A 22,529-nucleotide genomic window follows, 5' to 3' on the forward strand; every position below is an offset into this window, starting at 1 on the left:
CCTTAATTTCATAAACTAATGGAAAGAAAAAGAGTCTACACTTTCGGCAACGGACATGCCGAAGGAAAAGCTGACATGAGAAATCTTCTTGGCGGCAAAGGAGCAAATCTAGCTGAAATGAACCTTATCGGTGTACCTGTTCCTCCGGGTTTTACTATTACGACTGAAGTTTGCAACGAATATTTCGAAAAAGGAAAAGACAATGTTGTCAATCTGCTGAAAAGCGATGTGGAACAAGCCGTAAAGGGCATCGAAAGCCTGATGAAATCTACTTTCGGTGACCCGACCAATCCGCTGCTTGTTTCCGTCCGCTCAGGAGCACGTGCCTCCATGCCGGGTATGATGGATACCATCCTGAACCTGGGTCTGAACGACGAAGTGGTTGCCGGTCTGGCAAAGAAAACCGGAAACGAACGTTTCGCATGGGATTCTTACCGCCGTTTCGTACAGATGTACGGCGATGTAGTGTTGGGCATGAAACCGACCAACAAAGATGACATCGACCCGTTCGAAGCCATCATCGAAGACGTTAAGAAGAAAAAAGGAGTCAGACTGGATAACGAACTGGATGTAGAAGACCTGAAAGAACTGGTAACCCGCTTTAAGGCTGCCGTCAAATCACAGACAGGCAAGGACTTCCCGAACGATGTATACGAACAGCTGTGGGGAGCCATCTGCGCCGTATTCGATTCATGGATGAACGAACGTGCCATCCTCTACCGCAAAATGGAAGGCATACCGGCCGAATGGGGAACAGCCGTCAACGTACAGGCCATGGTATTCGGTAACATGGGCGAGACTTCGGCTACCGGTGTCTGCTTCTCACGCGACGCCGCTACCGGTGAAGACCTGTTCAACGGTGAATACCTGATCAATGCTCAAGGTGAAGACGTAGTGGCAGGTATCCGTACCCCGCAACAGATCACCAAGATCGGCTCTCAGCGCTGGGCTGCTCTTCAGGGTATCTCTGAAGAAGAACGTGCCAGCAAATATCCGTCCATGGAAGAAGCCATGCCGGAAATCTACAAGGAACTCGATGCCTTGCAGACCAAACTGGAAAACCACTACCACGATATGCAGGATATGGAATTTACCGTTCAGGAAGGTAAACTCTGGTTCCTGCAGACCCGTAACGGTAAACGTACCGGTGCCGCCATGGTACGCATTGCCATGGAAATGCTGGAACAAGGCTTGATCGACGAAAAGACAGCCATCAACCGTTGCGAACCGAACAAGCTGGATGAACTGCTTCACCCCGTATTCGATAAGGAAGCTCTCCGCAAAGCCAAAGTGCTGACCCGCGGTCTGCCGGCTTCTCCGGGTGCCGCTTGTGGCCAGATTGTATTCTTCGCCGAAGATGCCGGACGCTGGCGTGCCGACGGCCGTCGTGTCATCCTGGTTCGTATCGAAACTTCTCCGGAAGACTTGGCCGGTATGACCAGTGCAGAAGGTATCCTGACAGCTCGTGGCGGTATGACCTCACACGCAGCCGTTGTAGCCCGTGGTATGGGTAAGTGCTGTGTATCAGGTGCAGGTGCCATCAACGTTGACTACAAGGCACGTACCGTAGAAATCGACGGTCTCGTCCTGAAAGAAGGCGATTACATTTCCTTGAACGGTAGTACCGGTGAAGTATATGCCGGACAAGTTCCGACACGTGCCGCCGAAGTATCCGGCGACTTCGCCAAACTGATGGCATTGTGTGACAAATACACCCGCCTGACCGTACGTACCAACGCCGATACTCCGCACGATGCAGAAGTAGCCCGCAAGTTCGGTGCTACCGGTATCGGTCTCTGCCGTACAGAACACATGTTCTTCGACAACCAGAAGATTGTAGCCATGCGCGAGATGATCCTGGCTCCGGATGTAGAAGGACGTAGAAAAGCATTGCAAAAACTCTTGCCGTTCCAGAAGGCAGACTTCAAGGGTATCTTCAAGGCAATGGACGGTTGTCCGGTAAATATCCGTCTGCTCGACCCGCCTTTGCATGAATTCGTACCGCACGATGCAAAAGGTCAGCAGGAAATGGCAGAAGCTATGGGTGTAACCATCGAATACATCCGCCAGCGTGTAGAAAGCCTGTGCGAACACAACCCGATGTTGGGTCACAGAGGTTGCCGTCTTGGTAACACTTATCCGGAAATCACCGAAATGCAGACCCGCGCCATCCTGGGAGCAGCTGTAGAACTGAAGAAGGAAGGCTACGACCCGCATCCGGAAATCATGATTCCGTTGATCGGTATCCTGTATGAATTCGAAGCTCAGGAAAAGGTAATCCGCGCTACTGCCAAGGAAGTGTTCGAAGAAGCAGGCATCGAAGTTCCGTTCAAGGTAGGTACCATGATCGAAATCCCGCGTGCCGCCCTGACCGCCAACCGCATCGCTTCACGTGCTGAATACTTCTCATTCGGTACCAACGACTTGACTCAGATGACTTTCGGTTATTCACGTGACGATATCGCTACCTTCCTTCCGGTTTACCTGGAAAACAAGATTCTGAAGGTAGACCCGTTCCAGGTACTCGACCAGAACGGTGTTGGTCAGCTCATTCAGATGGCCGTAGAAAAAGGTCGCTCTGTACGTCCGGATTTGAAATGCGGTATCTGTGGCGAACACGGTGGTGAACCTTCATCTGTGAAGTTCTGTCACCGCGTAGGATTGAACTATGTATCTTGCTCACCGTTCCGCGTGCCTATCGCTCGTCTGGCTGCGGCGCAGGCTGCAATTGAAGAAGCATAAGCTATATAGGATAATATTTGATTTAGGCTGTAACGAACTGTTTATCAGGCGTTACAGCCTAAGTTGTTTTTAGGCGGTTCGTACATTTGTCCGCAAAAAATGAGCCAAATAAACGGTACTTGCATACACCACGCATACACTTTTGAACAGTGGCGCATACACCAACGCATACACCATTTAATAACTTATAAATCAATCTGATATGGCAACATTTAAAGTAGTCGTAAGAAAAAAGAGAGCTGACGGATTTTATCCAGTGTACATTCGTGTTGTCCACCGTTCAAGAATGGGCTATATTAAAACCGATAAACTCATTACGGACAAGCAAATCACCAAGAATGGCGAAATCAAGGATATTGTGGTCAATGAGTATTGTTCACGAGAAATCCTACGCTATAGCGATATGATAAATCGTAAGGATGTCTCAAATTATTCTGTTGCTGAACTAATTGAATTTCTTATCCATTCAGATGAAGAAATATGTTTTAGTGACTATGCTACAAAATTCATTAACCGTATGGCCTCTGAAGGACATGAACGTAATGCTAAGAACTATCGTCTGGCTGTAAACCACCTTGAAAGATATTTGGGAACAACCAGAGTGATGTTTACTCACTTGTCATCTTCTGTTTTGACAAGATGGATTAATAGCCTTTCGTTAACGAACAGAGCGAAAGAAATGTACCCTACTTGTTTAAGACAGATATTCAAAAGGGCACTTATAGAGTTGAACGATGAAGAACGTGGTATCGTGCGAATCAAATACAATCCTTGGTTAAAGGTATCCATTCCAAAATCTGACAGTACAGTTCAAAGAGCCATCAGTGCAGAGGCATGTAGGGAGTTTTTCAATCGTCCCCTACCTGAAACCAAAATGATTTCTTCTCTTCCGGAACTGGGCAGAGACGTGGCACTCCTATCCTTGTGTCTGGGTGGAATAAACACCGTAGATATTTTTGAGCTTAAAAAAGAAAACTACAAGGATGGTATTATCGGATATAAAAGAGCTAAGACAAAGCACAGCCGGAAAGACGAAGCTTATATTGAAATGCGTGTGGAACCGTTCATTCAAGCCACATTTGACAAGTATCTTTCAGACGAGAATGACGAGTATCTTTTCAAGTTCCATAAACGTTACAGCAATCCGGACAGTTTCAATGCCAATGTAAATATTGGAATCAGAAAGATATGTGCCGATATGGGAATGAAGAAGGAAAATTACTACTGTTATTATACTTTCCGTCATACATGGGCTACAATTGCCCAAAATGACTGTGATGCCAACCTGTATGAGGTTGCCTTCGGTATGAACCACAGCCATGGACTGAATATAACAAGAGGTTATGTCAAGATAGACTTCACTCCTGCCTGGGAGCTAAATGCCAAAGTAATTGACTTCATTTTCTTCAGTAGCAAGAAGAGCAAGCAAGGTAAGGCACGTGACTTCGAGACACCGGCAGACAAGATGTTCCGTATAACCAAAAAGATGATGATCTATGGCCGTGCATATTTCAAAGGTGACGTAATCGGTGAAATAACAGACATTGGTTTCAGTAATGTGGACCAGGTTATCGACAGACTGGTTGAACAGTTACCCAAGGATATCCCTACCGGATGTATGGTTCAGTTCCGTCTTATGAACTGTGATTCCAAGAAGGAAGTTGTATATGAAAGAAGCAAGGGAAAAGGTTTCATGTAATCGGCAAAACTGAACAAGCCATTAACACAAAAGGAGGATTCTACTTATCTTTATCAGAACCGCACCATTTCTTATATTGGTGCGGTTCTTTTCTATTTGTCCGGTTGATTCCAAGTCATGATTTCACGACCTATAATTATAGCAAAGACAAGTACGATAAGCTTCCATATAATGATGAAAGTTTTCTTAACCAGCCATACAGCCAGACGTATGGCAATCCTCAAAAGCCAGAATACCAGCTTCAGGAGCAGCATACCTATAATAAGTACCGGCAGTAGATATATAATCAACAGCAGTTCAAACATAGCGTGTAATATTTAGTGAATATAAAACCTATTTAAGTATATAAATATACTAAAAATCAATGAGATACAGAAATTTGCACAACACTATTTTCTTGTTATTCGAGTAGATTTTTTACTGATTATCAGTGTTATATCACCACGATAACGAGGTATCTCCAGGCTCTGAAAACAAGGTTATCCTGTCTGAATGTTTCTACAATACAAATTCAGATAAAATAAGATTTCCCGATAGCCATTTCATCAGCTGAATCAGCTACAAGATTATATTTTCCCTTTTATTGGGATTCCAATAACTTAGATAATCAGGTTACTTTTACCATGCTATCATGGTATCGGGACTACATATTATATTGGATATAGGTTTTATGAGAACAATAACCATCTATCCCATATAACTACATCTTGTGTGTTTTTGAAACTTTGGTTTATTCAACCGAAGAATACGAAATATTATTTTCTGATTACCAAAATTAGTATAATCCAAAGATTAAATAATACCTGAAACTTCTGTTTCTGAATACATGTAAATTAGTTTCAAACGTCTTAAAAGCTCTATATAACAATAATACGCTATATGGAGTTTCTTATATAACTGGTGCTACAGCTCATGGTAAGCTGGAATATGCCTCCAAAGAATTGTGTTGTTGATTTCGGTTTGCAACGGCTTTCTCCGGTAAATTTGGGTGTAATAATCATTCCCGGAAGGCATCGTTCTGCTGTGCAGAGTTTTCCAAGCAAGTTGTACTTTTGTGGCCACAAAACTCCGTTTCTTACTCACAAAAGTAACTTGCCGAATGCTGGCGCATCGGAGCGGATGGCCGCTGTTTCGCATGGCGAAAGATGGTCTGGGAAACTTAACCACCAATGTATCCAAGTATGAAGAATCAGAGAACCAAATACATCAAGGTCAGAATGACACCGGAGGAAGTACAACAGTTTAAGGAGAAATCTGCCTCCTATTCATCTGTGAGCCATTATATACGTTCTGCATTGGCAGAGTATTCTAATATCGGTACCAAAAGGCAGCTCGAACTGATGAATGATTTGGGTTTGTTTTACCGGAAATATCAGAATGAACTTTCCTGGGCGGGAGGAAACCTTAATCAGTCGGTTAAACGTGCCAATGAGCTTGCTGTAGCCGGATTACTCGCACCCGGCTATATTCAGGAAGTTCTGTTACCTATTATCCTCGAAACTCAGGAAACATTGAACCAAATAAAGAAAGACCTTGATTCTCTGACACAGAAAGCTGTCAGAATCTGAATTATTAGTTACACGGTATTCAATCATTTCAGATATTATTATTGTGTGACCGTAGCTTCATGAGCTTGAAGTATTTCGGTTACTCAGTCACTTAAACCTTGATAAATAAAGATTCAATATGATAGCAACCATATTACCGGGAAGTACGAACTTCCATGCTGTCGGTTACAATGAACATAAAGTCTCGAAAGGTGTTGCACGGCTTATCGAGATTCAGAATTTCGGTTCACTCGGAACATTTCACAAACCAACCCAGAGTGAGCTGGTCGGTTATCTCCAGAAGTATAGTTCACAGAACAGCAGAATCAGTAAACCGCAGTTTCATGTAGCCATATCATGTAAGGGACACGAAATGTCGGAAGATGAGTTGTTGGATTTTGCTCACCAGTATCTCAAGGAAATGGGATACGGAGAATCCGGTCAGCCGTTGCTTGTTTACTCCCATTATGACACGGAGAATACCCATCTTCATATCATCACTTCGAGAGTGGCACCTGATGGAAGAAAGATTCAGCACAGCCATGAGCGCAGACGTTCCCAGGAGGTCATAGATCGTATTCTTGGAAATGACAGGAAAAAGAAAACAGAAAATGATATTGATGCTGCCCAACAATATACATTTTCTTCCTTTGCCCAGTTCAAGGCAATCATGGTTTCCATGGGCTATGAGGTTTATAAGAAAGATGAGAATGTATTCATCAAGCATGGTGGAAAGGTTCAGAAAGAAATCCCTTTTTCTGAAATAGAAAGTCTTTTCAAGAGCGGTTATCGGGAAAGGGCTCATTGCCGTCAGCTTAGAAGCATATTAAAGAAATACCGTGACGTAAGTTCCAACAGGGAGGAGCTACAGAAGGAACTGAAAACGAAGTTCGGCATTGACATTGTATTCTTCGGCAAGAAAGATGCACCCTACGGATATATGCTCGTTGATCATGTAAACAAAACCGTCATTCATGGTGCAAGAGTTTTGGCTGTAGAGGAACTTCTGGACTTTGCTACACCTGAAGAGCGGTTCAACCGGATTGAGGACTTTATTGACCGGTTACTGACACTTAATCCGAAGATTACCCAAGGCGAAATATACAGTAAAATCAGGAAGCAGCGTGCCTATATTAAGAAAGGCATCATCTATTTTGATGGCCAAAGCCGACCGTTGAAATCTTTTATGGCAGAGGCTATTGACCGTAACAACCGTATAGCTATGGTTGAGATGTTCGGTTCGGCTACTGAAGCTGAACGGGATTTGCTTTGTAAGATTTTTAAGGTTTCCCGGACTGATCTGGTAGATATATCTCCGGAAAGAACACACTACTACACTGATGCTGTAAACCGTCTGCGTGAAATATTCAATGATGAAACTGTTTCCTCTGTCAGAAGCAGATTGCATGAAGAGGGCTTCACCATCCGTCAAGAGGAAGATGCAACTTATGCCATAAATTTCAAGCAGCATATCATTATAAATCTTTCAGAAGAGGACTTCAATCTTGAACGGTTAAGAAAACCAATAAAGCAGCCTGTCAAGCAATTGGATCAACTAAAACGCCTGCAAAGTAAAAAATCTACTGCACTTTTCTCCAGCAAAGGTAAATTGAGTGATTTTGGCGGTGGCAGTCATGGGGAGAAACGTGAGTGGGAAGTAGGTCAGAAAGGAAACTATGATAATGTTGATGATGAACGTTCAATTAAAATATAAATCAAGTTATAAAGTTTTCTAAGGACATCATCATGATCATGCAATGAAACAATATCAAATATATGGTTGCTTAATATATTTTGCTTTTTATACTTAAAGACTTCAAAAACTAATTTAAATTCTTTACTTTTGTTAGCATATTACTATAAAGATGCTCTGTAATAAGCTTTTCAAGAACTATTATAAAACAAAAATCATACAGATATGCAAGAAGCACATTTTAAAAATATATGTAACAAACTGAAGGCACTATTAATCAAGGCGAATAATACCGTAGATATAGCAATGGCATGGTTTACAAATGCTGATTTATTTTATACTTTAGAAGAGTGCATTAGAAGAGGTGTAAAAGTTCGTCTGATATTACTTGATGATCCTATAAATTTCATGGAATATGCTCCTGATTTTAACAGACTGATAGAATGTGGTGGAAATTTATATATAGCATCTGCTAATATTGGGTTTATGCATCATAAGTTCTGCATAGTTGATAATAAAATAATAGTTAGTGGATCATATAATTGGACATATTACGCTGAAAGCCGTAACTTGGAGAATGTTTTTTTTACAGATGATTCTTCTGTAATATCTGCTTATCAAGAGGAATTTAATCATTTAGCTGGACTAATTAGCATGGCAAAATCTTCACCACGTCTTGCTATGACCGATATCGAAGCTCTTGACAATATTGATTTCCATGAACTTAATAATGAAATTGAGAATATCTGTCGAGTACAAAACAGACCGGTAAAACGTATCTTCGAGACTCATACACAGGTGATAATGAATGAGATAAAAAGTTCTCCTGTCTCTAAATATAATATTGGGATATTAAACTCTGATGATGAAGTTAATCTTGATGCCGAAGTTTTTATTAAAGCTGGCAGTAAGTTGCCTGTTACAAATACTGTAACAATGTATTTCGACAGCCATTCGGAACACGAATGTCCCTGTAAAATCATTAAATATGACGGAAATAATGCCAGCCTTGTAAAAGAGGAAGATATATTGAGAATTGCTAAAGGTACAAACAATCCTAATCTTCCAATAAGATTTTCAATGAGGTTGGATGACAATGGAAGCTTAAGAGTTGATGTTTCATGTGAAATTTCAGGACAATATATGACCATTAGTACTTTGGACAAAAATTTAGTACGATATGAATGATTCTATAGAAATTTTCAAACATCAAATTTCCCATATTAATGAGATATTTCATTCATATGAGAACTTGACAAATGATGAACTGAGAGAAAAAGGAATTCAAATAAAAATAACAGTTAGTAATTCTTCTGATAAGAACGAAACTCTAAACAAAGCCTTACCAGAAGTTTATGCTCTGGTAAAAGAAACTGCACGAAGGTTTTCATTAGGACAAGTTGTTGTTATGGCCAATGAATATGACATTTGGCTTGCTTCTAATTATGATTTTGTAGAAATAAAAGGGAATAAGGCTATATACCATAATAAGTGGGATGCAGGTGGTGTTCCTTTTGAATGGAACATGGTTCATTATGACGAACAATTATTAGGTGGTATTTTATTACATTATGGCTATGCCATTGAGATGGCTACTGGTGAGGGAAAAACACTTGTAGCAACACTGCCTGTTTTTTTAAATGCCTTGACACATCAGGGGGTTCATCTGATGACAGTTAATGATTATTTATCAAAACGGGATTATCACCTGACTCATCCTATTTATGCCTTTCATGGATTAACTGTTGAATGCATTGAACAATATAGACGTTATGATGAAAGACGAAAATATGCCTATAAATGCGATATTACATTTGGTACTAATTCAGGCTTTGTTTTCGATTATCTATTCGATCATTTGGCGACAGATCCAAAGGAATGTGTACAAGAGCGTCATAATTTTGCAATTATAGATGAGCTTGATTCCATTCTTATTGATGAAGCTGACACTCCTCATATAGTGTCTGGTGGAATGTATTACAATAATGAAGATATTTATAAAAAGCATTTATCTCTAATAGAGGATATTATTAAAGACAGTTCGAAAAAATATTATACTATTGATCTTCTTAACAAAGATGCAGCCTTTACATCGGAAGGAGAATCTTACATTTCCAATAGATTAAATAATAAGGATTTATTTAAGATAAGGAAAAAGTATGAATTAAAGAATTATAATTTGCTTCCTGAAGAACAGAGAAAGCAAATCATGCATAATATCTATCTTCAGAATGTATTGCACCAACTTTTAAGGGCATATACTGTATTTGAAAAAGATGTTGACTACGTTATTCAAAATGAAGCTGTAAAGATTGTAGATCCATATACTGGTAGAATCAAAGAAACTCACAGATGGGAACACGGATTACATACGGCTATTGAAATTAAAGAAAAAGTAAAAGTTCAGGATGATTCTGATGGCATTGCTGTTATTTCTTTAAAGAATTTCTTCAAACTATATAATAAGATTGCAGGAATGTCAGGAACGATAATGACTGCAAAAGATGAATTAAGGGAAATGTATAATTTGGACTGTTCACAAATCCCTACGCACAATCCTATAATAAGAATAGACAATCCTCTATGTATATTCCGTACTTCTATTCAAAAAGACGAAGCCATTTTAAATAAGGTGGTAGAGAATGTTCATAAAGGAAGGCCAACACTTATTGGAAGTCTATCTATAAAAAGAGCTGATGCTATTGAAAAGTTGTTGTCGCAAAGAAAGTTGAACTTTAATAGACTTGATGCAAAGACAACTAAAGATGAATCATTAACTGTTTCAAAAGCTGGAATAGGAAATACCATCACTCTTTCAACAAGTGTAGCAGGAAGAGGTACGGATATAAAACCGTCGCATGACGCTCTTATTAATGGTGGTCTCTGTGTTATTGGTACAGATCTTTTTACATCCATACGAACTGACCTCCAATTAAAAGGTAGGACAGGTAGACAAGGGAATCCGGGTTCTTCAATATTTTTTGCTTCGCTTGAAGATCATATATTAAAATATCTTTCTACAGAAGAAAGAAAAGAATTGGATGGTATTATTTCAAATATTAATAGCGATGATTTATCATACGATAATGTAAGATATTATTTTAATCTGGCACAAACCAACAGAGAAAATATATTTAAGATTAAAAGAGCAAAACAAGCAAGAAAAGATGATATTATTGCTCCTCATAGGTCAAAATTTTACAAACAACGTAATAAGGTCTTGTTTGATGCAATCTATGCAGATGAACTTATTAATGATATTATTACTGAATACAATATCAAGATTAATGAAATTGAGAAACATCTTTTGTCACTATATGATAAGGCAAAGGAACTGACACTAAGAGCTAGAAGAAACAATTCTAACCGACAGCAAATATTAATACCATTTTCAGATAACCAGCATCCGTTTACGATTAAATATGATGTAAACTTAATACAAACAAGTTTGCAATATTTTATGAGTGAGTTTAAACGACAGAGTATACTACAAATATATGACGAGTCTTGGAAAGAACTGGTATTACATATGATGCAAGACCTTGACCAAAAAGAAATAGACGAACTTGACGGAGATTATGTCCATATGATAAAAAATGTACATCAAAATATTATCAGCAGATTACAATCTTCTTCAATAGTCTTTAATTTTATTGAGGAAACTCCAATTCCTTCAGCTATTATTAATTCCAATCAGGTAAATACTGAGCAGATAAGAAATATGGCTATCACCAAAGACTCTCCATGCCCATGTGGAAGTGGGAAAAAATATTGCGAATGTCACGGAGGCAACATTCGCAATATCAGAAGACGTAGAATTTAATTCATCTCTTCAAACGGAACTAATTCGTTATTGATAAATAGTAAAAAAGATAGAGAGCCATCTTTTTTCTTTATTATCAATAACGGATTATTTGTGTTGATTTCATCATCAGCTGATTTTGCAGCTATTGAGTCAAACAAATCCGATGAATATGAATCATTTTCATAATCAGAATATGCATAATCTCCTATGTAGTCGATAATGCCTTTAGAGGTACTGTAAGCATCATTCAATTTTTCCTTAGCAGATAAATATTCTACTATGTGGGTAATCATAATTTGTTTACCGTCAGCGCTATAGCACCCTAAAACATAACCCAAACAACTACCGTCTGTCATAGTCATTTCTTTGGCATCCAAAATAGTTTCTTCCGGAATATTCAAATATATTTTGTAATCTTTCAGTTTGTATGTATGGATATAATCAATGAGTATTCCACTCTTACAATGACTAAGAACACAACTATGCATAATTTTTCCCTCATTAATGGTATTATCCAAATTCCTGATACAACAGTTGACAAGGGATGCAATATCAAAATATTTAGCTAAGAATGTAGGGGAATAACATCCACTACCTTCAACATAAAAGTTTTTTGTATCCTGTTCAATACGTGACAGATAAGCTTTTCTCAATTCAAAAGCATTTCCATCAGCATTTGTGGTGCATACCAGCTCATTTGCATGATTTGTGATACATAAACTTACAAGCTCATTTTTAGGAACTGCATAACTTAGGAAATGTAGCATCTCATTACTTCCTGTACAATCTATAATCATATCAAAGTCTTGAATTTCCTTTAAGGAATCTTCTTGACTCTTATAGTTTACATTATCATAAAATGAACCTTCTACATACTCACTATAATTCGCATTATGCATAAACCAATGACCATGTGCTTTTATTTCTTTGGCCTCAATAAAAGGATTAATAGATTTAATTTTGTTTTCTATTGCCTGTACTTTACTTTCACCTATATCCGCCAAAGTGTATGTGCTACGGCATATATTACCAGGCTCAATAATATCACTATCCCATAGTCCAATTTTAGACACTCCGCTATGAGCAAGACTTTCAGCAACCATTGAGCCTATAGCCCCAAGACCTACAATAGCTATGCGTTTTTTCTTTAAATTATCGCACAAGCAACCACGGCCAAAAAACATGGATGAGTCAATTGATTGTGTGCTTACACGCCAAAGTGTTATAGATTTATTACGCTTTATAGAAATCTGTCTGACTCCCAAATCATAACTGACACTCTCAGACTTTGTAGTAGTGTGATTTGTATATAATAATAGCCAATATATTCTTTGATCTACTTTTACACCAAAAACAAACGGCTTAAATTCAAATTGCCCAAACTCAATCCAATCGTCAATCATTGCCTGTTGCTCATACTCTTCTTCAGTGGGATTATCAACTATAATACGTTTTGGGTCAATTTTCACACCATGATTAGTATGAATTGAAGGTTCAATTTCATCTAAAAAAGATAGAATTAAATTTTTGTGTACAGGAAGTACATTTATTTTTTGAGGTTTATTCCTATTAAGAATGAACCCACCATGTTCACTACGTGTTCCTGTAACATATGATGTTTGTTTGGCAAGTTCTTGACGTATATAATTAATTTGTTGTAAAGCTTCTTCTTCACTAATATTTATGCCAAAGAAACTTGAATGATCAGAAATTTGCCATGTATTACTTGTATCAATTGACTTAAGAAGATGAGAACAAATATCGTCCGACCAACCATAATTTTCTCTTAATTTGATAAAGTCATCTAATTTATCAATTTGATTAGGTAATTCATCGACAATAATATACGGTAACTTATAGTTTGTAAATGTCTGTTTACATTTGAACGCATAGTACCGATTATCATGAGTCTTAATGCAGTGCAGAAAACCTAGTTTATCGGGAAAATTATCAGCATCCTTTTCAAAATCTCCAACAAACGTAAAAGTTGCATTCGAACTGAATTCTTTTACTTCATCAGGATTCTCCCATTCATATGCATTAGCTAATGCTAACGCACTACGAACAGAAGTATCTTCTATTACAGCAGGAAGATCAGCACGCATCTGTCTAGTTATCCATTCTTTAAGACGCGATATTTCTTGATTAAGCTGTTCAACAACACTCTCAGCGAAAGGAGTATTTAAACAAAACCAATCACCATATTTTATTTTTCCATTATGAATTAAATGAGGATAACCACTTAAAGACTTAGTTCTAAATGTTAATTTACTATGTGGAAAAGTAAAGGGTATTTCTACTCTAATGATAAGAGGATGAATCGTATTCTTAACTTCTACTAAACCAACATATATATTTTTTTCGTCCTCATCATCAGACTCCTTAAATTCCTCAACTAAATTAAAGTCAGGATGATTTTGAAAGTATGAGGTAAAAAACAAAGCATCTTTATAGTCAAACATAATATTAGAAGAAATTAAGCATGTCCTCTTGGTGAAGGAATTGTTGTTGTTGGACGTTGTGTTGAAACGGTAGTTTCTTGTTTTTTTATTTCTGGCTTATTTGGTGTTGTACGTAATGTGATTTTCTTAGAAGAACCAATTCCGTTGAATGAAGGTTTATTTTCCATAATTATCTTATTTATTGTTTCTACAAATATAGGTATTCTTTTTTATGTATTAGTTCTTTCTTTGGTTATAAATGCATTACAACTTTAAAAAGATTTGTTGAATAGGATATTTCTTTGAAAGCAAACTCATATAATAATCTACATATCTATTCTAATTAAGTTACTACTCCGTAGAATAGAAGTAGATTTATCTGTAACTTTTTTAGTCTAAACACCCCAATTAACCTAATAAAATTTCTCTGAATATTCCGGTTAATCCAACCAATATTATAAAACTGTTGTGCATTTCTTACCTGAAAATCTTGGTTAATACATTTGTCACAAAATCAATCAATATCTGAAATGATACAGACTCCGGTTATAGTGACATTTGCCAATCAGAAGGGAGGCGTTGGAAAGACTACCCTTTGCGTCACCTTTGCCAACTATCTGGTGACAAAGGGTGTGAGAGTTGTGGTCATAGACTGCGACTTCCAGCACTCCATTATGAAGTGCCGAAAGGCTGACATCAGAAAATACGGCGAACAGGAAATGCCTTACGAGGTATGGGCATACGAAGCCAACGACAAGGCGATGATGACTTCCCTTATGGAGAAGCTTCACAACGATCCTGAAATCGACGTTGTTCTGATGGACACACCGAGCAGTCTGAAAGCGGAAGGACTGGTACCAATATTTGTAAACTCTGACATTATCGTTGTCCCATTCCATTATGACCTGGTAACAGTTCCGTCCACAGCCAGCTTCCTCATGTTTGTTGACCGTCTGAAAAAGGCTGTAGGTAAAAGGATGAAGGCAAGACTCTTCATAATTCCCAATCTGAATGACGGAAGAATCGGCAAGCGTTCTGAGCTGCTTATATGGGACAATGCAAGGGATACTTTCTCAAACTACGGGTATGTCACTGCGAAGATTCCCAAACGTGCGGATATGGAACGTTTCAGTACCATGGCGGCACTGGATATGCAGGCTGCTATTGTTACACCAGTATTTGACAAAATCTATCAGAGTATCTTCGATACACTTGAACCGATAAGGGAAAAAGAACTCAAAGGCATACAGCTGACGGAAAATCTGAATCCCAAACCTAAGAAGAAAAAGAAGGCTAGGCCGTCTGATGAAGTATCAAATGACAATACCGGCCAATCTGAAACCAGTCCTTCAGAAAATGGTACAGGTAATCAGAACAAAGAACCAGAATAATCAGTAAACTTCAATAACCATAGCACTATGAGTAAGGATATACCGGGAATAGATGACCTGACAAGAGGCATCAATGATTCAGAACTTATATTGACGGAAGATTCCGCAGGAACACAGGTTGAGCAAAAGGGAAATAATAACGAAGCACAGGAAAAGGATACTGTTGTTTCCCTCCCAGATACAGGATGCTGGGATGACTTCATGGAATACCTGCAATCGGACGGTTCCGGAACGGACAAAACTGAAAGGCTTGTCTGCAAGCTTGACCGTGACCTTGCGGATTCACTTGACGACTGCGATATACATGGCAGGTGCCGCTCTGACCTGGTGAATGCCATTGTAAGGGCATTCTTCAAGTCCTACCTGCCACGTCTGGCAGAATACAGAAGGGAAAAGAAATCTTTGTTTAACAGTTATAATCTGTAGAATATGAAAAAGACTGATTGGACTGACAGGATGCTGGCCGCTCTTGTCGAACTGTATCCGGTAGAGACCACAGCCTATACCGCTGCCGTTCTCAACCTTAGCGAATCAACCGTCAAGCTGAAAGCCCGTGAGCTTGGACTTGTAAAAATGGCCAAATCCAAATGGATGGAACGTGCCGACTATATCAGGAATCACTTTCAGGAGTGTTCCTTCTCTGAAATAGGGAAAGCTCTCGGCATTACACGGATGAGTGTCGGACGCATAGCCGCTGCACTCGGACTGAAACGCAGCAGTGAAGAGAAACACCGGATTTCCTCACGTATCCGTACCCAGATGGTAAAGAGGGAAAGACGGCGTATCGTCTTCGGACTGGAACCCATAACCGGTATCCGTGTCATTTCAAACAGGGCGAAGGTAAGGGTGCGCTCAAACATGAAGTCAAACGGATACATCATCAGTGAGGAACACAACGTGATTTATTATACCGGCACTACGGAACGCAGGGAACGCCTGGAAAGCCGGGGTATCAGACTGGGACTGCATATCCTTCCGCTTCCGCAGGACAGTTCCGCTCTTTCTTCCAACATCATATTACAACAACCATGCAGTACGGACAGATAGTATTCCTTCTCTTCGTTGCAATGGTATTCTACTATGCGGCAATGATTTTCATGGATTTCCAGAGGGCAAAGGCCGCACAGAATGCCGAGCAGGACATCCAAAAAGAAGAGGACATTGACATATCGGAAGAGGCACGAAGCTTCAGGCCGATAAGGATAAACCGGGATGAACCTGAATCCAAAGAAGAGAATCAGGAAGAGAATAATACAGGGAATCCCGAACCTGAGAATGAAAATACTGATTCTGACGGTACAGAGAAATCTGCATCCAAATCAGAATCTTCCAGACACGTTTACCGGGAGGCCATCATGACTGACGGCATTCTGGTTGAGAATATCATTCAGGAAATAAACCGGCTGGCAGAGACCGGTACCAGTGACCTCGGTGCCGTTATCTTCAGCTGTGAGAATGCCTGATATATATACCGTTCCTTTAGTGACATCTGTTTCTTTGGCGATGAAATCATTTAATATTATTCAGAAATGCAGATAATAAAGAAAAGTGCCCGGAATCTTACGGAGCGTTTCATCGGTTCAAGTTTTGGACAGAAGTGTGTGATGGCGGCCATTGCACTCGTTATTTCCACATCAAATGTAATGGCAGGAAGCAAGGGAGCAGCAGGTTTTACCAAGGCCACTCAGGAAGTCAGTTCCTATCAGACTCCGGTATCGAACCTGATGAAGGCTATTGCTGCCGTTATCGTTCTGGTCGGTGCCTTCAACGTCTATTTCAAGATGCAAAACGGAGACCAGGACGTGAAGAAGACCATCATGCTTACCATCGGAGGCTGTATCGCATTCATCGCACTTTCGGAAGCTCTTCCGCTGTTCTTCCAGTAATCCTTTCCCGACATGACAATGAATCAGGAAGGTTACCCTGTGTTCAAGGGATTGCAGAAGCCGCTGGAGTTTATGGGCATACGCGGCCGTTTCCTCACTCTGGCAGCGGCAGCCATAGGCGTATCATTCGTAGGCTTCATCGGTTTCTCAATCGCCTTGGGAAAGATTGCAGGATTCATAGCCATGATGGTCATGGCACTGGTGGGACTGATAACCATCTACATCAAGCAGCGTGGTGGACTCCACAACAAAAAAAGGGCAAGAGGTATCTATATCTACAGAAGCCTGAGAAAAGAACAGTAAATCACTTTATACAGTATGGCACACAAAAGGAAAAGAATTTTTGACGGACTCTATGCGCAGCTGGAGGAGACGGACGGCAATGTCGTGCTGTTCTCGGCCAGAGGCGAGCCGTCCGTTATCTTTGAGATAACCAATCCGGTCCAGCAGCTTTGTACGGATGCGCAGCAGTACATGCTGTTTCATGACGTGCTATCCAATATCCTTCAGACCATCGGTGAGGGATATGCACTGCAGAAGCAGGATATTCTGTGCAGACAGGCATACCACCATGACGTGCCGGGAGATGCGGAGTTCCTGACAAGAAGCTATTTCAGATACTTCGAGGGAAGGGAGTTCACAGAGATAAGGACTTTTCTTATCCTCACTCAGGAGGCTCAGAGAAGCCAGTTCATCCAGTATGACCCGAAGAGATGGCTCGATTTCCATTCCAAGGTATCAAAGACGGATGATATTCTGACCGAAAAGCATATCCGGCACAGGAAGCTCGGCAAGGAGGAAGTCAGCGAGTACTGTCACCGTTTCATGGCATTCCAGTTCCGGCATGGACCGTTCTCAATGACCAACTTCAAGGCTTCGGACGAATATCTCAGGACTGGTGACCGTATCATCCGTTCCTATCCGCTGGTCGATATTGACGAGATAAACCTGCCTTCCATGGTAAAGCCGTACACGCAGATGAACATCAACGGATACGGAATTGCTACAGACCTGCTTTCTTTCCTTACCGGCGTCCCCTACTCGGACTGTGTGGTGTTCAACCAGGTCATTCAGATACCGGGACAGAGGAAGCTGCTGCGTAAGCTTCAGGCCAAAGCGAAGCGTCACGGTTCCATGCCGGACCCGAGCAACCGTATTGCCAGGGCTGACATTGAGGAAGTGCTGGACAGGCTGGCCGTTGACAGTACCATGCTTGTGTACTGCAACTTCAACATTCTGGTGAGCTGTCCGCCTGACAAGGTTACTCCGGTAACCTCCTTTCTGGAGACAAAGCTGTACGAGTGCGGCATCATGCCGTCAAGGACGGCCTACAACCAGCTGGAGCTTTTCATGGACAGTTTTCCCGGTAATGGCTATGCTTTCAACCCGGACTATGACCTGTTCCTGACACTTTCGGATGCTGCACTTTGCTTTTTCTTCAAGGAGCATCTGAAGGAATCCGAAGATACACCGCTGACTACATACTACACCGACCGTCAGGGACTGCCTGTCTGTATTGACATTACCGGCAAGGAAGGCAAGAAGAAAATGACAGACAATGCCAACTTCTTCTGTATCGGTCCTTCAGGTTCCGGCAAGTCCTTCCACATGAACAGTGTGGTACGTCAGCTCTTGGAACAGAATACGGATGTGGTCATGGTGGATACGGGTGATTCCTACGAAGGTATATGCGGATATTACAAGGGTACATACATAGCCTACTCGAAGGAGAAGCCCATCTCCATGAATCCGTTCAAGGTTACTAAGGAAGAATATGAACTCAATTTCGGTGAGAAGAAGAACTTCCTTAAATCGCTGATATTCCTGATATTCAAGGGTAACGCATTTCCTTCCAAGATTGAAGACATGCTGATAAATCAGACCATCGTAGAATACTATGAGGCATATTTCAATCCGTTTGAAAGGTTCAGTGACAGTGAGCGTGAGGCTTTGAGACAGAAACTCTTGGTTGCCGCCAAGATGGAGGATGACTACGAACAGTACACGCACAGCATGGAGGACATCGACAGGCAGATAAATGCGGAAGAGGCGCAGGAAAAGCCGGAAAATCGTGCACTGCTGCTGCCTTCAGAAGTACGCCGTCTGAAGCTGATACGACAGTGCCGTTCACTGACCGCCCTGATCAATGATGAAGCGGCCACAGAATCGGAAAAGGAACGTGCACTTGCCATTATCGAAAAATATAAAAGGGAACTTTATAACAATTCCATGCTGATTAAAATAGACAGGCAGATTGACCACATGGAGGAACAGAAGCGCAGGCTGAAGGTTCAGGAACTATCGTTCAATTCCTATTATGAGTTTGCCCTGGAGCGCATTCCGCAGATTACACAGCTGGAGAAAATCAGTTTCAATATACATGACTTTGCGGCCATTCTGAAACAGTTCTACCGTGGCGGCGAGCTGGAGATGACGCTGAACTCCGACCTGGACATTAACCTGTTTGACGAGCGTTTCATTGTGTTCGAGATTGACAAGATAAAGGATGATCCGGTGCTTTTCCCGATTGTGGTACTGATTATCATGGACGTGTTCCTGCAGAAGATGCGTATCAAGAAGGGACGGAAGGCTCTTATCATCGAAGAGGCATGGAAGGCAATAGCATCACCTACCATGGCGGAATATATAAAGTATTTGTATAAGACCGTCCGGAAGTTCCACGGCATTGCCGGTGTAGTCACACAGGAGCTTAATGACGTGATTGATTCCCCTATTGTGAAGGAGGCCATCATCAACAACTCGGACGTGAAGATTCTGCTTGACCAGACCAAGTTCAAGGACAGGTATGAGGATATTGCAGCCATTCTGGGACTCACAGACATACAGCGTCAGCAGATATTCACCATCAATGCACTGAACAACCATGAGGGAAGAAGCTACTTCAAGGAGGTGTGGATTTGCCGGGGACAGCACTCGGATGTGTACGGTGTGGAGGAAGCACCTGAATGTTACTGGGCATACACTACAGAACGTACCGAGAAGGAGGCACTGAAGATTTATCTTGCCCGGTACGGTACGCTGCAGGAGGCCATCACCCGTATCGAGGAAGACCGAAAGGCGGATGGAGGACTTCTGTATCTGGAGTTTGCAAGAAAAGTCAACCAACATCAAAAAGTTATGTCACTATGGTAAGAACAGTATTAAGAATCATATCGGTTATAATGGTTTCTGCATTTGTCTGTATTAATGCACATGCTGCCTGGAGAATCGTATTCGACCGCAACTGCTTGAAGATTGTCCTGGCCAATACCGCTTCACAGAAGCTTATCGAGGAACAGCACAACCAGCGTGTGGATACCATCGCTGCCAAGAAACAGAAGGTGGAACTCTATACGGTAAGCATGGCTACCATGAAGGAATTATATAAGCTGAGTATGGAGAACATATCCGGTTTCGGGACTGAAAGTCTTTATTATAAGGAAATAGGTCTGTGCGCTTTGGATATTCTGCGAAATGTTCCGGTACTTGTCAGTACGGTAAACAGGGCCAAATTTTCAAACAGGCTGCTCTGTCTGAACGAACTCGGCAACCTTGTAGCGGAAACCCAGCAGCTGGTCGGCAACTTCGTCAATATCGTTAACAATGCCAGAATTCCCAATCCGTTGCAGGGACAGGCAACTGCAGAAAAAAAGGATGACGGCTATAACCTGCTGGACAGGTATGAAAGGCTGACACTGGCCAACAGTATCTATACTGACCTGAACAGGATACGCTACAAGGTGGAAGGGATGGTTCTGATGGCACAGTATGCCACTGCAAACGACCTCTTCTTTGCCATAGACCCGGAAGGATGGGCAAATGTGGTGACCATGAAGAATCATGTGGGGAATCTTGTACAGGACTGGAACGGCCTGATTGCTTCAAATTATTAACCCTTAATATGTATGTGTCTGTCATGAGAATCAGGAATATAAGTATCATATCAGCCGGTATTATAATGCTGTTGCTGCCTGTAAAGGCTTCCGCTTTCATAATACCCAAAGACCTGCCGACTATCGAAGCACTCATAGCCCTGCACAAGGCCATAAAGAAGGACGAGGACAAGGCTCTGACAAGAGTGGCCACAAGCTATGGCGAGCAGTCGCTCATTGAAAAGGGTGCGGAAAAGTTCAATGATGTCCGTACCACTCTGGATACAAGGCTGAACAATGCCTATTCGTACCTGGTACTGGCCGGTGCCATTTCTTCAACGGCCAACTCACTGTATCAGCTGGTAACGGAATACAAGGACTTTACTGGTAATACTTTCAGTCATGTATCAAAGAAGCCTTTCGTGGCCTGGTATTATGCAGATGCCAACGTGGCAATATCAAGGGAGATACAGCACTGCTACAGACTGTATGCATCCGTAGCCGCTTCGGGTATAAACCTGATGAAGGCCTCCATGGATGAAAAACTGAATCTGGTAATGACACTGAAGGCTTCCATCGACAGGGCAAGGTACATAATAGACAATGCTAATCTGTATTGTTTCCTTGTCACGGACTGCGGATGGAAGCCGGACTATATCTGGGAGATACTGAACTCCAATGTGAAAAATGAGATAGCTGAGCGTGTAATCAATAAATGGAATCAGGGATATGCAGGTTAGAATTATGTTATTGTGCCTGTTCTGTATGGCAGTTTCAGGTACAGTCACTGTTGCCAATGCCCAAAGCATAGTAAGTGACAGTGAAAAGCAGAAGCAGTGGAAGTCTATGGAAAACGGTCCGTGGGATTTTGCTCCGGACTGGTATTACTTTTTCCTGCACAAGAAATACTCAGGTGCGGAAATGTACTGGAAATGGGACTGGTTCAACTCCGGATTCCGTGTCCGTTTCAAGGAACCAAAGTCTGATGTGAAGCGTATCATGCCGGTACGTGTAACTGCCGAAGAGACGCAGAGGCAGAAAATCAAGAAAGTGGAGAGTGAGCGCAAATATATCGAGGAACTGTATAAGGAAGAACTGGCAAGGGAGGCTGACAGAAATGTTGACCTGATGTATGCCACTTACAAGGACGAGTTCAACCGTATGCAGGACTGTATCACGGACGGACTGCTCTACTGTATGCAGAAGAGTGACGGCAAGCTCCGCTATCAGGTGGACGAGCTGAGCCGCCAGAATGAAATACTCTGTGCGGATATAGCCTATATACACAAAACCGGTGTCGGCTATGGACTGGAGAACGCCAAGCGGCAGAAGGCATACGAGGAAGCCAAATCCAGGATGGCAGAACTGGTCAACAGGACTGCACACCTTTGTGCCGTTGCCGCTACACACTATTAGACATTCTCTATAATTGATAACAATTCAGGTAATAATA

At 41.3% G+C, this 22,529-nt stretch carries 19 protein-coding genes; 16 read left to right on the forward strand and 3 right to left on the reverse strand.

Features of this window, described 5'->3' with window-relative positions:
• Window positions 1-18: 18 nt before the first annotated feature.
• Window positions 19-2,742 carry a pyruvate, phosphate dikinase gene (ppdK, locus tag C510_RS0109370; RefSeq protein WP_018711085.1) on the forward strand — a complete coding sequence of 908 codons (2,724 nt, stop codon included), beginning with the start codon at window positions 19-21 and terminating at the stop codon, window positions 2,740-2,742.
• A gap of 202 nt (window positions 2,743-2,944) precedes the next feature.
• Window positions 2,945-4,441, forward strand: coding sequence for a tyrosine-type recombinase/integrase (locus tag C510_RS0109375; protein WP_025892279.1), 1,497 nt, complete (start codon window positions 2,945-2,947; stop codon window positions 4,439-4,441).
• Between the two features lie 92 nt (window positions 4,442-4,533).
• Here the strand turns inward: C510_RS0109375 and C510_RS17875 are convergent, their stop codons facing one another.
• On the reverse strand, window positions 4,534-4,746 hold the full coding sequence (locus C510_RS17875; RefSeq protein WP_018711087.1) for a hypothetical protein: 213 nt from the start codon (window positions 4,744-4,746) through the stop codon (window positions 4,534-4,536).
• A gap of 876 nt (window positions 4,747-5,622) precedes the next feature.
• On the opposite strand from C510_RS17875, the gene C510_RS0109385 reads away from it, so the two are divergent.
• From C510_RS0109385 to C510_RS16380, 4 genes are all read left to right on the forward strand, one after another.
• Window positions 5,623-6,009 carry a plasmid mobilization protein gene (locus C510_RS0109385; protein ID WP_025892280.1) on the forward strand — a complete coding sequence of 129 codons (387 nt, stop codon included), beginning with the start codon at window positions 5,623-5,625 and terminating at the stop codon, window positions 6,007-6,009.
• A 118-nt stretch (window positions 6,010-6,127) separates the two neighbouring features.
• Window positions 6,128-7,702: a relaxase/mobilization nuclease domain-containing protein gene (locus C510_RS0109390; protein WP_018711089.1), complete on the forward strand. Its 1,575-nt coding sequence runs from the start codon at window positions 6,128-6,130 to the stop codon at window positions 7,700-7,702.
• 204 nt (window positions 7,703-7,906) lie between these two features.
• Entirely contained in the window at window positions 7,907-8,869 is a 963-nt protein-coding gene (locus tag C510_RS0109395; RefSeq protein WP_018711090.1) for a phospholipase D-like domain-containing protein, read from the forward strand.
• The gene (locus C510_RS16380) at window positions 8,862-11,504 is read left to right on the forward strand and encodes a preprotein translocase subunit SecA (RefSeq protein WP_018711091.1); all 2,643 of its coding nucleotides are present in this window, start codon (window positions 8,862-8,864) and stop codon (window positions 11,502-11,504) included. Before C510_RS0109395 ends, C510_RS16380 begins: the two co-directional genes overlap by 8 nt.
• On the opposite strand, the gene C510_RS0109405 is transcribed toward C510_RS16380, so the two are convergent.
• Window positions 11,501-13,948 (reverse strand): HesA/MoeB/ThiF family protein, encoded by a 2,448-nt coding sequence (locus tag C510_RS0109405; RefSeq protein WP_018711092.1) that lies wholly within the window; start codon window positions 13,946-13,948, stop codon window positions 11,501-11,503. The two genes, C510_RS16380 and C510_RS0109405, sit on opposite strands and share 4 nt — an antisense overlap.
• Window positions 13,949-13,962: 14 nt before the next feature.
• Window positions 13,963-14,115 carry a hypothetical protein gene (locus tag C510_RS17345; RefSeq protein WP_153816365.1) on the reverse strand — a complete coding sequence of 51 codons (153 nt, stop codon included), beginning with the start codon at window positions 14,113-14,115 and terminating at the stop codon, window positions 13,963-13,965.
• 342 nt (window positions 14,116-14,457) lie between these two features.
• Between C510_RS17345 and C510_RS0109410 the strand changes: the two genes are divergently transcribed.
• From C510_RS0109410 to C510_RS0109455, 10 genes are all read left to right on the forward strand, one after another.
• On the forward strand, window positions 14,458-15,318 hold the full coding sequence (locus tag C510_RS0109410) for a ParA family protein (protein ID WP_018711093.1): 861 nt from the start codon (window positions 14,458-14,460) through the stop codon (window positions 15,316-15,318).
• 27 nt (window positions 15,319-15,345) lie between these two features.
• Window positions 15,346-15,744: a hypothetical protein gene (locus C510_RS0109415; RefSeq protein ID WP_018711094.1), complete on the forward strand. Its 399-nt coding sequence runs from the start codon at window positions 15,346-15,348 to the stop codon at window positions 15,742-15,744.
• 3 nt (window positions 15,745-15,747) lie between these two features.
• A complete protein-coding gene (locus tag C510_RS0109420; protein ID WP_025892282.1) occupies window positions 15,748-16,365 on the forward strand; it encodes a hypothetical protein in 618 nt (205 codons plus the stop codon).
• Window positions 16,347-16,781 (forward strand): hypothetical protein, encoded by a 435-nt coding sequence (locus C510_RS0109425; RefSeq protein WP_018711096.1) that lies wholly within the window; start codon window positions 16,347-16,349, stop codon window positions 16,779-16,781. Before C510_RS0109420 ends, C510_RS0109425 begins: the two co-directional genes overlap by 19 nt.
• A 66-nt stretch (window positions 16,782-16,847) precedes the next feature.
• Entirely contained in the window at window positions 16,848-17,204 is a 357-nt protein-coding gene (locus C510_RS0109430) for a DUF4134 domain-containing protein (RefSeq protein ID WP_005837643.1), read from the forward strand.
• A 12-nt stretch (window positions 17,205-17,216) separates the two neighbouring features.
• Entirely contained in the window at window positions 17,217-17,507 is a 291-nt protein-coding gene (locus C510_RS0109435; RefSeq protein WP_018711097.1) for a hypothetical protein, read from the forward strand.
• Window positions 17,508-17,522: 15 nt separating this feature from the next.
• Complete coding sequence (locus tag C510_RS0109440) at window positions 17,523-20,357, forward strand: TraG family conjugative transposon ATPase (RefSeq protein ID WP_018711098.1); 2,835 nt, start codon at window positions 17,523-17,525, stop codon at window positions 20,355-20,357.
• The gene (locus C510_RS0109445) at window positions 20,351-21,097 is read left to right on the forward strand and encodes a hypothetical protein (RefSeq protein WP_025892283.1); all 747 of its coding nucleotides are present in this window, start codon (window positions 20,351-20,353) and stop codon (window positions 21,095-21,097) included. The genes C510_RS0109440 and C510_RS0109445 overlap by 7 nt, the downstream gene beginning before the upstream one ends.
• Before the next feature lie 65 nt (window positions 21,098-21,162).
• Window positions 21,163-21,816 (forward strand): hypothetical protein, encoded by a 654-nt coding sequence (locus tag C510_RS0109450; RefSeq protein ID WP_018711100.1) that lies wholly within the window; start codon window positions 21,163-21,165, stop codon window positions 21,814-21,816.
• Window positions 21,817-21,841: 25 nt separating this feature from the next.
• On the forward strand, window positions 21,842-22,492 hold the full coding sequence (locus tag C510_RS0109455) for a DUF5045 domain-containing protein (protein ID WP_007835264.1): 651 nt from the start codon (window positions 21,842-21,844) through the stop codon (window positions 22,490-22,492).
• The last annotated feature ends 37 nt before the right edge of the window (window positions 22,493-22,529 follow it).

The sequence above is a fragment of the Phocaeicola barnesiae DSM 18169 = JCM 13652 genome, from assembly GCF_000374585.1.
Taxonomy (GTDB): domain Bacteria; phylum Bacteroidota; class Bacteroidia; order Bacteroidales; family Bacteroidaceae; genus Phocaeicola; species Phocaeicola barnesiae.

Bases quoted from the DNA above. Each gene is read 5' to 3' on its own strand.
- C510_RS0109425 (WP_018711096.1), top strand. From the start codon at position 16,347: ATGCAGTACGGACAGATAGTATTCCTTCTCTTCGTTGCAATGGTATTC.
- C510_RS0109420 (WP_025892282.1), top strand. From the start codon at position 15,748: ATGAAAAAGACTGATTGGACTGACAGGATGCTGGCCGCTCTTGTCGAA.
- C510_RS0109410 (WP_018711093.1), top strand. From the start codon at position 14,458: ATGATACAGACTCCGGTTATAGTGACATTTGCCAATCAGAAGGGAGGC.
- C510_RS16380 (WP_018711091.1), top strand. From the start codon at position 8,862: ATGAATGATTCTATAGAAATTTTCAAACATCAAATTTCCCATATTAAT.
- C510_RS0109435 (WP_018711097.1), top strand. From the start codon at position 17,217: ATGACAATGAATCAGGAAGGTTACCCTGTGTTCAAGGGATTGCAGAAG.
- C510_RS0109445 (WP_025892283.1), top strand. From the start codon at position 20,351: ATGGTAAGAACAGTATTAAGAATCATATCGGTTATAATGGTTTCTGCA.
- C510_RS0109390 (WP_018711089.1), top strand. From the start codon at position 6,128: ATGATAGCAACCATATTACCGGGAAGTACGAACTTCCATGCTGTCGGT.
- C510_RS0109440 (WP_018711098.1), top strand. From the start codon at position 17,523: ATGGCACACAAAAGGAAAAGAATTTTTGACGGACTCTATGCGCAGCTG.
- C510_RS0109415 (WP_018711094.1), top strand. From the start codon at position 15,346: ATGAGTAAGGATATACCGGGAATAGATGACCTGACAAGAGGCATCAAT.
- C510_RS0109430 (WP_005837643.1), top strand. From the start codon at position 16,848: ATGCAGATAATAAAGAAAAGTGCCCGGAATCTTACGGAGCGTTTCATC.
- C510_RS0109455 (WP_007835264.1), top strand. From the start codon at position 21,842: ATGGCAGTTTCAGGTACAGTCACTGTTGCCAATGCCCAAAGCATAGTA.
- C510_RS17345 (WP_153816365.1), bottom strand. From the start codon at position 14,115: ATGGAAAATAAACCTTCATTCAACGGAATTGGTTCTTCTAAGAAAATC.
- ppdK (WP_018711085.1), top strand. From the start codon at position 19: ATGGAAAGAAAAAGAGTCTACACTTTCGGCAACGGACATGCCGAAGGA.
- C510_RS17875 (WP_018711087.1), bottom strand. From the start codon at position 4,746: ATGTTTGAACTGCTGTTGATTATATATCTACTGCCGGTACTTATTATA.
- C510_RS0109405 (WP_018711092.1), bottom strand. From the start codon at position 13,948: ATGTTTGACTATAAAGATGCTTTGTTTTTTACCTCATACTTTCAAAAT.
- C510_RS0109375 (WP_025892279.1), top strand. From the start codon at position 2,945: ATGGCAACATTTAAAGTAGTCGTAAGAAAAAAGAGAGCTGACGGATTT.
- C510_RS0109385 (WP_025892280.1), top strand. From the start codon at position 5,623: ATGAAGAATCAGAGAACCAAATACATCAAGGTCAGAATGACACCGGAG.
- C510_RS0109395 (WP_018711090.1), top strand. From the start codon at position 7,907: ATGCAAGAAGCACATTTTAAAAATATATGTAACAAACTGAAGGCACTA.
- C510_RS0109450 (WP_018711100.1), top strand. From the start codon at position 21,163: ATGCTGTTGCTGCCTGTAAAGGCTTCCGCTTTCATAATACCCAAAGAC.